This is a genomic window from Bacteroidota bacterium, from assembly GCA_018816945.1.
In the GTDB taxonomy this organism is placed as follows: domain Bacteria; phylum Bacteroidota; class Bacteroidia; order Bacteroidales.
Genome location: JAHIVC010000060.1, coordinates 1 through 13537, shown reverse-complemented (window position 1 = coordinate 13537; position 13537 = coordinate 1). Strand labels below are relative to the sequence as shown.

Annotated in this window: 15 protein-coding genes; 5 read left to right on the top strand and 10 right to left on the bottom strand. The window is 37.1% G+C overall.

The window, feature by feature from the left end; all coding sequences use genetic code 11:
• Positions 1-35 precede the first annotated feature (35 nt).
• Positions 36-1283 carry a glycosyltransferase gene (locus tag KKG99_09165; protein MBU1013165.1) on the top strand — a complete coding sequence of 416 codons (1248 nt, stop codon included), beginning with the start codon at positions 36-38 and terminating at the stop codon, positions 1281-1283.
• Complete coding sequence (locus tag KKG99_09160; protein ID MBU1013164.1) at positions 1273-2400, top strand: glycosyltransferase family 1 protein; 1128 nt, start codon at positions 1273-1275, stop codon at positions 2398-2400. Before KKG99_09165 ends, KKG99_09160 begins: the two co-directional genes overlap by 11 nt.
• Here KKG99_09160 and KKG99_09155 read toward each other — a convergent pair.
• The 10 genes from KKG99_09155 to KKG99_09110 form a co-directional block, all read right to left on the bottom strand.
• Complete coding sequence (locus KKG99_09155; protein ID MBU1013163.1) at positions 2392-3063, bottom strand: ATP-binding cassette domain-containing protein; 672 nt, start codon at positions 3061-3063, stop codon at positions 2392-2394. The two genes, KKG99_09160 and KKG99_09155, sit on opposite strands and share 9 nt — an antisense overlap.
• A gap of 284 nt (positions 3064-3347) precedes the next feature.
• Positions 3348-3920, bottom strand: a complete 573-nt coding sequence (rsxA, locus tag KKG99_09150; GenBank protein ID MBU1013162.1) for an electron transport complex subunit RsxA — start codon at positions 3918-3920, stop codon at positions 3348-3350.
• Positions 3921-3930: 10 nt separating this feature from the next.
• The gene (locus KKG99_09145; GenBank protein MBU1013161.1) at positions 3931-4515 is read right to left on the bottom strand and encodes an electron transport complex subunit E; all 585 of its coding nucleotides are present in this window, start codon (positions 4513-4515) and stop codon (positions 3931-3933) included.
• Complete coding sequence (locus tag KKG99_09140; protein MBU1013160.1) at positions 4515-5093, bottom strand: RnfABCDGE type electron transport complex subunit G; 579 nt, start codon at positions 5091-5093, stop codon at positions 4515-4517. Before KKG99_09140 ends, KKG99_09145 begins: the two co-directional genes overlap by 1 nt.
• Positions 5083-6126 (bottom strand): RnfABCDGE type electron transport complex subunit D, encoded by a 1044-nt coding sequence (locus KKG99_09135; protein MBU1013159.1) that lies wholly within the window; start codon positions 6124-6126, stop codon positions 5083-5085. Before KKG99_09135 ends, KKG99_09140 begins: the two co-directional genes overlap by 11 nt.
• 3 nt (positions 6127-6129) lie before the next feature.
• On the bottom strand, positions 6130-7464 hold the full coding sequence (gene rsxC, locus KKG99_09130; GenBank protein ID MBU1013158.1) for an electron transport complex subunit RsxC: 1335 nt from the start codon (positions 7462-7464) through the stop codon (positions 6130-6132).
• Positions 7465-7496: 32 nt separating this feature from the next.
• Entirely contained in the window at positions 7497-8402 is a 906-nt protein-coding gene (locus KKG99_09125; GenBank protein MBU1013157.1) for an RnfABCDGE type electron transport complex subunit B, read from the bottom strand.
• Between the two features lie 531 nt (positions 8403-8933).
• A complete protein-coding gene (locus KKG99_09120; GenBank protein ID MBU1013156.1) occupies positions 8934-9365 on the bottom strand; it encodes a SoxR reducing system RseC family protein in 432 nt (143 codons plus the stop codon).
• A 10-nt stretch (positions 9366-9375) separates the two neighbouring features.
• Positions 9376-10074 carry an SDR family oxidoreductase gene (locus KKG99_09115; GenBank protein ID MBU1013155.1) on the bottom strand — a complete coding sequence of 233 codons (699 nt, stop codon included), beginning with the start codon at positions 10072-10074 and terminating at the stop codon, positions 9376-9378.
• Positions 10075-10079: 5 nt separating this feature from the next.
• Entirely contained in the window at positions 10080-10850 is a 771-nt protein-coding gene (locus tag KKG99_09110; GenBank protein MBU1013154.1) for a hypothetical protein, read from the bottom strand.
• Positions 10851-11027: 177 nt separating this feature from the next.
• Here KKG99_09110 and KKG99_09105 point away from each other — a divergent pair, with 177 nt between their 5' ends.
• Genes KKG99_09105 through KKG99_09095 form a run of 3 tightly spaced genes read left to right on the top strand, consistent with a single transcriptional unit; the run spans position 11028 to position 13172 of the window.
• Positions 11028-11429 (top strand): DUF4783 domain-containing protein, encoded by a 402-nt coding sequence (locus KKG99_09105; protein ID MBU1013153.1) that lies wholly within the window; start codon positions 11028-11030, stop codon positions 11427-11429.
• Between the two features lies 1 nt (position 11430).
• Entirely contained in the window at positions 11431-12270 is an 840-nt protein-coding gene (gene nadC / locus KKG99_09100; protein MBU1013152.1) for a carboxylating nicotinate-nucleotide diphosphorylase, read from the top strand.
• Complete coding sequence (locus tag KKG99_09095) at positions 12267-13172, top strand: YihY/virulence factor BrkB family protein (protein MBU1013151.1); 906 nt, start codon at positions 12267-12269, stop codon at positions 13170-13172. The genes nadC and KKG99_09095 overlap by 4 nt, the downstream gene beginning before the upstream one ends.
• Positions 13173-13537 lie beyond the last annotated feature (365 nt).

The window sequence follows — 13537 nt, the reverse complement described above, 5'->3', positions numbered from 1 at the left end:
ATTCGGCTACCTAATCATTTCAAAAACATGAAGGGATGGCATCCCTAAAATTTTGGGACGCCATCCCTTCGTTTCACTTAGATTTTTTATTGCTCCGCCAACTGGCGGATTATAAAAAATTAGTTTCACGAATAAATCTTAAATTAGCCTGTCAAACCCAGGGAATGAAAAAAATAATCGTTTCAGTGATTAATGATTTGGTTACCGATCAGCGTGTGCACCGCAGTTGCCTAACCATGCATCAAATGGGTTTTGAGGTCATTTTAGTTGGTCGTCATAAAAGCAACAGTTTAAGGCTAGCTCCAAGAGATTACAAAACCCATCGAATGAGGTTGCTTATTGAAAAGGGCCCGTTTTTTTATGCAGAATACAATCTCCGGCTTTTTTTTCTTTTGCTGTTTCGTTCGGCTGATGTGCTGTTCTCAAACGATCTGGATACCCTTCTTCCCAATTTCATCATCCATAAACTAAAAAGGATTCCGATTGTTTTCGACAGTCACGAATATTTTACTGAAACCCCGGAACTTGCAAATAGAAAGACTGTAAAAAAAATTTGGAAAAACATTGAGCGCTTTATTCTGCCCAAATTAAAAGAAATAATTACTGTTAATTCATCAATAGCCCTATTGTTTGAAGAAGAATATGGAATTAAGGCAAGTGTAGTTCGAAATATTCCCATGAACCATAAAACCTCCTTCCATCTTTCAAAAAAAGATTTAGGACTGCCCGAAAATCAAAAAATAATTTTAATTCAGGGATCAGGTTTAAACATCGACCGTGGCATCGAGGAACTTATCGAAGCTATGATTTTTGTTGATGAGGCAATACTTATCCTCATCGGTGATGGAGATGTTATTCCTTTGATAAAACAAAAGGTAAATACCCTTAATCTACAAGAAAAAATCAAATTCATTCCCAAACAATCGCTCGAAAAACTTCAACAGTTTACCCGACATGCAAATTTGGGCATCAGTATCGATAAAGACACCAACCTTAATTACCGTTATAGTTTGCCAAATAAAATTTTTGATTATATCCATGCCGGAATCCCGGTTCTTTGTTCTCCACTGGTCGAAATTAAATGCATCGTTGAAAAATATGAAATCGGAGAATGCATCGAGAATCATGACCCGGAGCATATTGCTGATCGAATAAATTCAATGCTTAAAGATGTAGACCAACTTAAGAAATACAAAACCAATACCTTAAAAGCTTCAAAAGAACTTAATTGGGAAAATGAAAAATCACAATTGATTCGTATATTTGACAAATATGCCGGATAAGCACCTAAATATCATTTCTTTTGATATCCCGTTTCCAGCAAATTACGGGGGTGTAATTGACGTGTATTACAAAATAAAAGCCCTTCATGATCGGGGTGTTAAAATCCATTTGCATTGCTTTTATAAAAATGAATTAACACCCGGCGATGAACTGAATAAGCTTTGCGATACAATAAATTATTATCCCAGAACAACGGGGTGGAAATCATTTTTTAGTCTTAAACCCTATATCGTAAAAAGCCGTGAATCGCAGCTACTGCTTGAGAACCTGTTAAAAAATGATTATCCCATTTTATTTGAAGGAATACATACCACTTCACTCTTAAACCATCCCCAACTTGCGAAAAGATTAAAGATATTCCGTCCTTGCAACATCGAGCATCATTATTATTTTCAACTGTTTTGGGCAAGCCGGAAATTATTTGAAAAACCTTATTTTCTTTGTGAAAGTATTAAGTTAAAATCTTACCAACCTATTATCAGGCACGCGAATATTATTCTCGCGATTACCGATAAGGATAAATATTATTTACAGGATATTTTCACCACTCATAAGGTAATTTTATTGCCCGGTTTTTATCCCGGCGATGAACCCGGAATTATCCCGGGTAAAGGCGATTATGCTTTATATCATGGGAATTTGAGCATTGCAGAAAATGCAAAAGCCGTTCGATTTTTAATAAAGAAAGTTTTTAGCAAAACGAATTATCCATTGAAAATTGCCGGGTTTAATCCCGACAAACAATTGATCAACTTGGTCTCGAAATATCCGCATATCAGCATCATCAAAAACCCGGACAACCAGGAACTGATAAAGTTAATCCAAGATGCACAAATGAATTTAATGTTCACGTTTCAATCGACAGGATTGAAATTAAAGCTTTTGTATGCCCTTAATTATGGCAGGTTTTGTATTGCAAATGAAAAAATGCTGGATGGAAGCCGGCTTCATATCCTCTGCCTTACGGCTGAAAAACCTATAGAAATCTTAGGCTTGATTAAGAAGATAAAGGATCAGGAATTTTCTAAGCTTCTTATAGATGAGCGGATGAAACACCTCCCAATCATATATTCGAACAAAAAAAATGCTGAAATAATTATTGGTCTTTTAGGTTGAGGAATAAACTCTCCCGTCTTCACATTTCAAAATGCGCGAAGGATATTTTTCTATCAGGGAATAATTATGGGTTGCCATTAAGACTGATTTTCCCGATTCACTAATTTCTTTGAGTAAGCGAACAATCCCGAATGAAGTTTCCGGATCGAGATTTCCGGTGGGTTCATCGGCTATGATCACCTCAGGATTATTGATTAGAGCCCTTGCTATTGCAACGCGCTGCTGCTCTCCGCCAGATAACTGATTCGGCATTTTAAAACCTTTGGTTCCCAATCCAACTTTCACTAATACATCCTGCAATTGATCCTGCATTTCCCGTTTGTCCTTCCAGCCACTGGCTTTCATCAAAAAGATCAGATTTTCGTTTACCGAACGATCCATCAACAGTTGAAAATCCTGAAAAATAATTCCTAATTTTCTTCTTAAATAAGGGACTTCCTTGTTTTTTAACTTTCGCAAATCATATCCGGCAACAATCGCATGGCCATCCATAACAGGAATATCGGCATACAAAGTTTTCAACAAACTACTTTTCCCACTTCCTGTTCGCCCGATTAAATACACATGCTCCCCGGGAAAAATCTGAAAACTTACATTGCTCAGAATTAAAATGTTTTTCTGGTAAACAGGAATGTTATCGATTTCGATGATGGGCTGATACATTGATGATTGATTATTTTTTATTAATTAATGATTAATAAAGGTACGAATGATTTTTGAATGATTATTTATTATTGAATAATGCTAATTAACCAAGAATTTGACAAAGACAATTTACTAACTATTGATCGTCATTACAAACATAATTAAAAAATAGATGCTGAAATAAAACTGCATTCCGGCAGTCAAGTTCAGCATGAGAAATTTTCTTCAATCAAAAATCGAAAATCGAAAATTGACAATCAAAAGTTCCCAATAATCAATAAAAAATAAAAAATCGAAAATAATTAAACCAATCCAGAAAATCCCATAAATGCCATGGCGAGAATCCCGGCTGTTACTAAGGCAATAGGAACACCTTTCATTCCGGAAGGAACCTTCATCAATACCAAATGCTCTCGAATACCGGCAAAAATGATCATAGCCAGTGAAAATCCAATTGCATTGGCAATGGCAAAAACGACCCCCGGAAGCAAAGCAAAGTCTTTTGCAACGGTTTGAATGGCTATCCCTAAAACAGCGCAATTAGTGGTGATTAATGGCAGGAATATTCCCAATGCCTGATATAAAGGAGGACTTACTTTCTTCAAAATAAGTTCAACCATCTGCACCAAAGCAGCAATGACAAGAATAAAGAATATGGTTTGTAAAAAGGTGATCCCAAATGGAATGAGGATATAATGCTGGATCAGCCAGGTTACTATGGTAGCAATAGTCATTACGAATAATACCGCCGCACCCATTCCAATTGAAGTGGATACTTTGCCTGAAACACCTAAAAACGGGCAGATGCCCAGAAACTGGCTCAGTACAATATTACTTACGAATATGGCACTTATTAATATGAGAATATATTCCATAACGAATAGATTAAGCTGTTTTTCTTAGTTTATTAATCAGGGCTATCAGATAACCCAAAACGATAAATGCACCCGGTGCCAGTACAAAAATCAAAATAGCATCCCCTTCCATAAATCTCATTCCGAAGAATGAACCATTTCCAAGTATTTCACGAACCGACCCCAGAATTGTCAATGCCAAAGCAAAACCTAATCCCATTCCCAATCCATCCAATGTTGATGAGAACACATTGTTTTTTGAAGCAAAACCTTCAGCTCTTCCTAATACAATGCAGTTCACAACAATCAAAGGGATAAATAAACCTAATGACTCAAACAAAGCAGGAACGAAGGCCTGCATACTTAGTTCAACGATGGTCACGAAAGAAGCAATTATTACGATAAATGATGGGATCCGTACTTTATCAGGAATTTGATTTTTAACCAACGACACCACAATATTTGAACAAACCAGAACAAAGGTGGTTGCTAAACCCATACCAAGTCCGTTCACTGCCGTTGAAGTAACCCCTAAAGTCGGGCACATCCCCAACAGTAAAACAAATACTGGATTTTCTTTAAGAAGCCCTTTTGTAAAATTAGCTACCTGATTCATTATTTCGATCCTCCATCTTTAAGATAAGTACTATGAGCCTTTTGAAGTGCCTCGCAATATGCCCTTGAACTAATGGTTGCAGCAGTGATGGCATCAACATTTCCACCATCCTTTTTAACTTTAAGCATAAAGTCGGTCGGATTTTTACCATTGAACTGATTTTTAAACTTATCCGATGCCATTTTGCTGCCCAATCCGGGAGTTTCTTTTTGCTCAATTACCTCTGAATTAATGATTTCACCGGTAGCAGAAAATCCAACCATAACTCTGATCGGTGTTGGGTCGTAACCATTTTTTGAGAAAGTCTCAATGGCCGTTCCAACCAATTGTCCATCTTTGTACCCCTGATTAAAAACCAACGAGTCGGTTCCATCTTCCAGGGCCACTTTATAAACCTGAAGGGTATCAAATTCCGGGATTACAGCTTTAATAGCTGCTTCGGCTTTAGCCTTTTTTGCAAGAGCAATTGGTTCCTTTGTAACATTGTACACTCCTCCAAGTGCTAATCCTGCAACGACAGTGATTACGAGCAATGTAATCAGCATATTTTTAAATGAAGATTCTTTTTTACTTGACATTTTTAACTACCTCCCCAAATCTTTTAGGTTTAATACCTCGGTTAATTAGCGGAACGAAAGCATTCATGATAAGGATAGCAAAGGAAACGCCTTCGGGATATGCTCCCCAAATCCGGATAATAACCGTGAGCACTCCACAACCTAACCCAAAAATTAATTGCCCTTTCCACGACATGGGCGATGATACCATATCCGTTGCCATAAAAATCGCGCCTAACATTAATCCTCCTGCTACCAGATGAAATCCGGGGTTCACATAAATATCAGGATTAATCATCCAAAGAATCCCACTAAATATCACTACTGATCCGATGTAAGCTGTTGGGATATGCCAGGTTATAATTTTACGGTAAAGCATATAAATACCCCCCAATATTAACGCAATGGCTGATACCTCACCCAGAGAACCGCCCATATTACCCATCAACTGATCAACATATCCCGGGATTTTATAAGAATAACTAACCCCATCCATAACCCAGCTTGAACCATTTTCCAGAACATCCTGTACCGTTCTGCCAGCTTTCACAGCCTCTTTTAAATGCCCTAAAGGGGTTGGTCCGGTGACAGCATCGGCTATTCCACTGAATAATGCAGCAGGTTTTGGCCAGGATGTCATTTGTACTGGAAATGAGATTAACAAAAATACCCTACCAACAAGAGCAGGGTTAAAAGGATTTTTCCCCAAACCACCAAACGACATTTTTGCGATCCCGATTGAAACAAAAGCTCCAATTAAAATAATTCCTAAGGGTAAATTACTTGGTACGTTAAAAGCCAGTAAAATACCTGTCACAATCGCCGAACCATCTGTAATGGTAACAGGCCCCTTAATCAAGTATTTCTGGATCGCCCACTCAACGATGAGACAGGCCATCACCGAAATTAAAGTAACCCGAATTGCATCCAGTCCAAAGAAATAAATGGAAACAAGCATTGCAGGAATCATGGCTATAACAACGCCATACATGATTTTTTTTGTTGAACTATCTCCGTGTACGTGCGGAGATCCTGATAACGTCAGTAAATTCATATCTTATTTTTTACTTCTGTTTCTAATGATTTGACCTACCCTGAATTTTCCAAGCCTGATATAATCAAGTAATGGCCTACCTGCCGGACAAGTGTACTGGCATGATCCACACTCGATACAATCCAAGGCACGCTCAACTTCTACGTTTTCCCACATTTCAAGCTCTGCATATTGAGCAAGCAATACGGGCTCCAATCCCATCGGACAGACGGTAATACATTTTCCACAACGAATACAATTGGTTGGGTCAACGCGTCTGGCCTCTTTTTCTTTAAATAATAAAACCCCGGAAGTTCCTTTCACAACAGGAACATCAACAGAATTAAGTGCTTTACCCATCATGGGCCCGCCACTCACAATTTTTCCCGTATCTTCGGGCAAACCACCGGCTTTTTCAATTAATTCGTTTATGGAAGTACCAACACGTACCATAAAATTGCCCGGATTCTTCACATTTTTACCGGTCACGGTAACAACCCTTTCGAATAATGGCTTATTTTTTTGAACCGCTTCGTAAACAGCAAAGGCAGTTCCAACATTATGAACAACAGCTCCTACTTCTATTGGAAGTTTCCCTGACGGCACCTGTCGGCGAAGAACTGCATCAATCAACTGCTTTTCACCACCTTGGGGATATTGTACTTTTAGAGCTTCAACTTCTATCCCATCAAAATCTTTTGCTATATTTTTGAGATGCCCGATGGCATCCAATTTATTATTTTCAATACCAATAATGGCGCGCTTTACATCAAGACCTTTCATCAGAATTTTAATCCCAATCATCAACTCCTCCCCTTTTTCCAGCATCAGGCGATGATCGGCTGTAAGATAAGGTTCGCATTCAACACCGTTTAAAACCAAGACTTCAGCTTTCTTTCCTGTTGGAACCATCAACTTAACATGCGATGGGAAAGTCGCCCCGCCAAGGCCCACGATTCCAAGTTCTTTGACCTTACTAACGATTTCTTCTTTTGAAAGCGTAATTTCCTTTTTGAGTTCAGCAGATCGATCGATAGCCTCCATCCATTCGTCACCTTCAACGGTAATAAATATGGCTTGTCTTCGGTATCCGCTCTGATCCATGGCTTCATCAATCTTAAGCACTTTTCCTGAAACGGAAGAATGAATATTTGATGAAATAAAGGCTTCCCCTTTGGCAATTAACTGACCTACTTTAACAGCATCCCCTTTATTCACAACAGGAACAGAAGGTGCGCCAAGACTTTGCGATAATGGGATGATAACCTGAGCAGGAATCGCTAAAACTTCGATCGGCCTGTCAGTTGATAATTTATTTTCGGGCGGATGAACGCCCCCAATTTTAAATGTTTTCAAAATCTTTATCCTCCAGTATTTTCAAGTTAAGAGAATTACTCTTTTGTATCTAGTGATTGATCTTTGTTAACTTCAATTTTTGGTTCAACATTACTTTCGCCCTCAACTATTTTCTCCTTACGAGGGGGAAAGTTTAGTTCATGAATTGCATTTGTGGGGCATTCTGGCACACACTTTCTGCATAGCTTACATTTTTCGTAGTCGATATAAGCTAAATTATTGTTCATGGTAATGGCTTCGAAAGGACAAACCTTAAAACATTTGCTGCATCCGATACAGGCAACACTGCAATTCTTTTTAGCAATACCGCCTTTTTCTTCATTCATACATGAAACAAAAATCCTTCGGTCCTTTTTACCTTTATTTCGTAACTCGATTATATTTCGAGGACATGCAATAACACAAGCTCCACAGGCAACACAATTGTCTTTAACAACGGGCAAACCGGTTACCTCATCCATATAGATTGCATCAAACTTACAGGCGGCAACACAATCGCCACAACCTAAGCAACCATATGGGCATCCACTCTCACCCGAAGATAAATTATGAGCGAAGGCACAAGTGGCAGGACCGTCATAATTGATCTTTTTAGGTGCATTTTCCTTTGAACCGGAGCATCTGATAACTGCGATTTGTGGTTCTTTTTCTTCGGCAACAATCCCTAAAATTGCGGCAACCTTAGCCATTACATCATTGCCTCCTACCGGGCAACTTAAACCTTCAATCGATTGTTTTTCATTAACCGATTTTACCAAGGCCTCGGAAAACCCACGACAACCCGGAAATCCGCATCCCCCACAATTTGCGGCAGGTAACGCACCTTCTACTTCATCAATTTTGGGATCCTCGATTACCTTGAATTTCTGTGCGATGAAATATAAAATTACTGCAGATGCAGCACCTACAACACCGAGGAATATGACTGCATAAATGATAATATCGTTCACGTTTGCTCCTTTTTTATTAATTTGATTCTGGTCAATCAGGTTGAATCTTAACGCGATGCAAAATTAGAAACAAATATGAAACATTGATATGTTTTCAACTATTTTGAAAACATATTCATATTTCTGATTATCTGATACTTACGACATATAAGAAATAACATATCGTATTCAAACCCTTGAAAGGCTCTGATATTGATGTTCTTCTGATTTTGTTTAGAAATTATCTAAATTGTCGTAAAATCAGTAATTTAGAAAGCATTTAATTAACAAAATATTTTATCATGCATTTATAATTTTAAACAATGTTCTGATCCCATAATCTTAGGACTTAACTAGGACTTAGTTAGGACTTAACTAGGACTTGGTCAGGACTTAACTAGGACTTGGTCAGGACTTAACCAGGACTTGGTCAGGACTTAACCAAGGCTTGGTCAGGGGGAATCTGATGCGAGAACTGAATGACTAAAACCCTTATGTTGGATTGGTATATTCGCTATCAGGGTGTTTAAATACGGTTAAAGTTTATGATTCAAAAGATTTTATGCTAAATTCGAAGGTACGACTAAACTTATCTTTTAACTTGTGAAGCCCAAAATAATAAGGAAGTAAAAGCCCTAAAGATATTAAACCTGATAATCCTTCCTTACCGGTGATCAAGATGAGGGTAATTAATGAAAATATCACAAGCAAAAATGGGAATAAGTAGCCAAACATAACGGCCCAGGTACCTAATGATTTTTTCATGTAGACCGTAATTTGTTCGCCCACCTTATACCCTAATTCTTCATAATTTTTAATTTCAATGGTTTTCTCTTCCATTTCGGAAACAGTACACATCGATTTTGAATGACAGGTTGAGCATGCCGATTGTGACAGAATCGTAACGGTAATCTTATCGTTCTCTATTTTATCAATCCTTCCCGGATGTTCTATTATATTTTTAGTCGCACTCATTCAATAAAATTTAAGGAGTTGTTAAAGCCACAGGCAGAATTTTTCCATTAAAATATTTATGGCCTGATATCGCAAAGTCAGCAACATACCTGCCCATATCTGCAGCACTTATTGGTGCGATGTAACCGGGAAACGCTTCAGCCAGCATTTCTGTTTGTGTTGCTCCTAAAGCCAGACAATTTGATTTGATCCCCTTATCTTTAAGCTCTTCTGCCAGACATTCAGTTAAAACAGCTAATGCCGCTTTACTTGAACTGTATATTGAAAGCCCCTGGAATTTGGCACTCCCCTGAACACTTCCCATGCTGCTAATATTTAGCACATGCGCATTCGTATTAAAATAAGGAAGAAGTAATTGGGTAAGCATAAAAGGTACTTTAAAATTTATCTCCATCTGAAGATTAAAATCTTCTTCCGACTGGGAATCGAAGCTTTTATTTATTAATAAACCGGCATTGTTAATTAATACATCCACATTTTCGATTGCCCTTAATATATTTTTCAATAATTCGGATTTATAAAGAAAAAAATCCTTTAAATCGAATGGAACAATTTGAATGTTTTCAGGGTATCTAGCTGAATTTTTCAATTTAGCTAAAAGGTCACCATTTCGAGCGATAGCAACTAGTTTATTCCCGGGATTGTCATTCAATCTTAATACCGTCTGAAATCCGACACCCTTGCTGGCCCCTGTGACAATAATATTCATCTCATTTAATTTTTTGGCAATCCGGATGCTTCTTTACGTGCATTTTTCATTTGCTCATCAACCACATGGATGGCAAGTTTACCCGATTTATCAACACTTAAAGATATTTTATACCTTCCATCAAAGCTTTCATCTCCAAACTTATAATTGATATAAGCCACTCCTTCAACCCCTTCGATCTCCTTACCCAGTTGTTCAGACAAATCTTTTGCTTTTTGATACGACTCGCTTAACGGAATATTTGCTTGTTCAGCAATTCTTTTAGCCTCCGCCATTGCCTGCTGATATGTTCCGTTATAAATAAATAAGGCCGAATTAAAACCGTCCTGCAGATTCTCTTCTTTGGTAAGATATGAATCCGAGGCATTATATGTTAACCCTTGGGGTTCCGTAATATTCAAGTCGGTAAGCCAGGCTGGAAATGTTCCGATTGAGTTTTCTTCATTTTCCCCGGTAGCTTTTGAATATCTTTGATTAAGGTCATTTATTAACTGATCCGCTTTTTCACGATTAATCTGCCCGGTTTCAAATTGTTTTTCCACAATCTGAATTTTTTCATTTAAGACCCTGGCCATATCCATGGCATCGTTAAGATTATCTATCGATTTATCAAAACTCTCTGATTGCTCCTTCAAGGCTTCATCCTTAGGTGCCTCTTTTGCAGCTTCTTCAGGAGTTTTTTCATCGCTTTTTTGAGACACTGGATTATTACATGCGACTATTGTCAGGCCTGCAATAAACAAGCTAATTATTGTAATACGATTCAGATGTTTCATGATCGGAAATTTCAATTTGACAAAAATACAAAACCATAGCCACCAAAATAGCAATTATTTTTAGTAATTTGTTAATTTTGTTCAAAGTTTTGTTTTTAACAAATTACGGTATCATTATTGGACTAGAATGGGCCTGATTATTTTTTAATCAATTCATTTAAAATAATATTCATTATTATGAAAACGATTAAATCCTTCTTGTTAATCATTACCTTATTATTGGGGGTTTCTGATCTATATGGCCAGACAACCGAGCTCAATGCAATAACCAATGCGATCAAGATTGCCGACACCAAAACCATCTATGACTATTGCGAAAATTCAATCATTTTGAATATCCCAAGTGCGAATGGTAAATACAGCAAAACACAGGCACGAAAAATTCTTGACCAATTTTTTAAAGATAAACCTGCAAAAGAAATAAAATTCATTAAAAATCAATCTAAAAATCAAAACGAATACTATTCAATTATCGAATATAAATCAGAAAAGCAGTCATTAAATTTTTTTGTTGAAATAAAGAGAGTAGGAACGTCTTTCTTAATCCAGAAAATTCAGATCCTAGAAATCAAACCATAGCATGACTATTGATACTATTATAAAAAATGCCTTAATTGAAGATATCCGGGATGGAGATCATACTTCTTTGGCTACAATTCCTGATCAAGCCTTGGGAAAAGCAGTCCTGATCGCCAAAGAAGAAGGAATTATTGCAGGAATATCTATTGCCGAAAAAGTTTTTAAAACGGTTGATGAGAAACTCGTTTTTATTCCTGAAAAAAATGATGGGGATCCTATTAATGTCGGAGACAAAATTTTTACCGTAAGCGGAAAGTCAATTTCAATTTTATCGGCAGAACGATTGGCGTTAAATTTTATGCAACGTATGAGTGGTATAGCAACTGCTACAAGCAGAATTGTTCAAGTTATTAAAGGAACAAATGCCCAAATAATTGATACACGGAAAACCACGCCAAATTTAAGGATTTTAGAGAAGGAAGCCGTCAGGTTAGGCGGTGGAGAAAATCATCGCATGGGTCTCTACGACATGATCATGATTAAAGATAATCATATTGATTTTGCAGGTGGGATCGTTAAAGCAATTGAAGCTTGTCACAAATACTTAAAAGCCAAATCGAAAGATTTAAAAATTGAAATTGAGGTCCGTGATTTTAACGAACTCCAACAGGTTCTTGGCCATGGGGGCATTGATCGGATCATGCTTGATAATTTCACTCCCGAAGATATGAAAAAGGCGTTAGTACAAATAAATGGCCGATTTGAAACTGAAGCTTCAGGCGGAATAACCATTGAAAACATAAGATCATTTGCAGAAACAGGAGTCAATTTTATTTCTGTAGGGGCATTGACCCACCATATTAAAAGCCTTGATTTGAGCCTGAAAGCAATCAAAGAATGAAGTTAATTGATCAGATTCATAGATTGAGGGGAATTGCCCTGGAGTTTGTAATTCCGGGCTTTGACGGTATCCCATTTAGCCGGGTACTTAGGTTCTATTTTAAGGGTTTACTTAAAGGGAGCATTAATCTCAGAGCTTCTGCAGTAGCTTTTAATTTTTTTATTGCTTTGTTCCCGTCTATACTATTTTTTTTCACAATCATTCCTTACTTACCCATCCCAAATTTTGATGACACTTTATTTAAATTGCTTGAAGATATTCTTCCCATTTCAACACATGAATTGGTGATTGGTACTGCCAATGATATTATAACCCGACCCAGGGGCGGATTGCTTTCATTCGGATTTTTTTTGGCCCTGTTTTTTTCAACTACCGGTGTGAACAGTCTTATCGATGCTTTCAATCAAACTTATCATACCATTGCCACCCGCTCATTTTTTAAGCAACAATTGATCTCTGTTTTTCTGGTTTTGATCCTGTCATCTCTTGTCATTTTAGGAATTGCGTTTCTGATCTGCGGAGATTCGCTCATCAATTATTTTGTTGAACTGGATTGGATCAAAAGTGGGTTTAAAGTACTGACCTTACAAATTTCCAGATGGTTTATTACCATTATTATTTTCTTTTTTGCCATATCATTCTTATATTATTTAGGGCCGTCGAAAAAACAAAAATTTCGTTTCATCTCAGCCGGTGCAACACTTTCAACGCTCCTGATAATCTTATTGGCTATCGGGTTTAATTATTATATCGAAAACTTTTCAAAATACAATACGCTTTATGGTTCGATTGGAACCCTGATTATTATAATGCTCTGGATTTACTTTGTGGCTATGGTCATCCTGATTGGTTTTGATTTAAATGCGAGTATTTCTAATCTTAAAAAGATTAAAAAAGTATAAGATTTGATTACTTTCGCAGAAAAATTGTTCTTTGTATTTTTTAGACGGGATAAATCCCTCTTCACAAATTATTATTAACAAAGTGGTCGATGATGTTCAAAGTACCTTTTTGCAACACGTTGTAATTTTTATTCCACAAAGTACCACTAAGTAAACACAAAGTTTCACAGAGAAAATTGATTTATTTTACCTTTGTGCGACTTGGTGACTTCTTAGTGTAACTCTTTGTAATAACAGCTAAAAAGAGAAAGAATTATTTCACAAAGTACCACTAAGTAAACACAAAGAATCACAAAGTTAACTCAAAGTTTCACAGAGAAAATTGATTTATTTTACCTTTGTGCGACTTGGTGACTTCTTAGTGT

Excerpts from the sequence above, each read along its gene's own strand:
- KKG99_09165 (MBU1013165.1), top strand. The coding sequence starts at position 36 with ATGGCATCCCTAAAATTTTGGGACGCCATCCCTTCGTTTCACTTAGAT.
- KKG99_09160 (MBU1013164.1), top strand. The coding sequence starts at position 1,273 with ATGCCGGATAAGCACCTAAATATCATTTCTTTTGATATCCCGTTTCCA.
- KKG99_09155 (MBU1013163.1), bottom strand. The coding sequence starts at position 3,063 with ATGTATCAGCCCATCATCGAAATCGATAACATTCCTGTTTACCAGAAA.
- rsxA (MBU1013162.1), bottom strand. The coding sequence starts at position 3,920 with ATGGAATATATTCTCATATTAATAAGTGCCATATTCGTAAGTAATATT.
- KKG99_09145 (MBU1013161.1), bottom strand. The coding sequence starts at position 4,515 with ATGAATCAGGTAGCTAATTTTACAAAAGGGCTTCTTAAAGAAAATCCA.
- KKG99_09140 (MBU1013160.1), bottom strand. The coding sequence starts at position 5,093 with ATGTCAAGTAAAAAAGAATCTTCATTTAAAAATATGCTGATTACATTG.
- KKG99_09135 (MBU1013159.1), bottom strand. The coding sequence starts at position 6,126 with ATGAATTTACTGACGTTATCAGGATCTCCGCACGTACACGGAGATAGT.
- KKG99_09120 (MBU1013156.1), bottom strand. The coding sequence starts at position 9,365 with ATGAGTGCGACTAAAAATATAATAGAACATCCGGGAAGGATTGATAAA.
- KKG99_09115 (MBU1013155.1), bottom strand. The coding sequence starts at position 10,074 with ATGAATATTATTGTCACAGGGGCCAGCAAGGGTGTCGGATTTCAGACG.
- KKG99_09110 (MBU1013154.1), bottom strand. The coding sequence starts at position 10,850 with ATGAAACATCTGAATCGTATTACAATAATTAGCTTGTTTATTGCAGGC.
- KKG99_09105 (MBU1013153.1), top strand. The coding sequence starts at position 11,028 with ATGAAAACGATTAAATCCTTCTTGTTAATCATTACCTTATTATTGGGG.
- nadC (MBU1013152.1), top strand. The coding sequence starts at position 11,431 with ATGACTATTGATACTATTATAAAAAATGCCTTAATTGAAGATATCCGG.
- KKG99_09095 (MBU1013151.1), top strand. The coding sequence starts at position 12,267 with ATGAAGTTAATTGATCAGATTCATAGATTGAGGGGAATTGCCCTGGAG.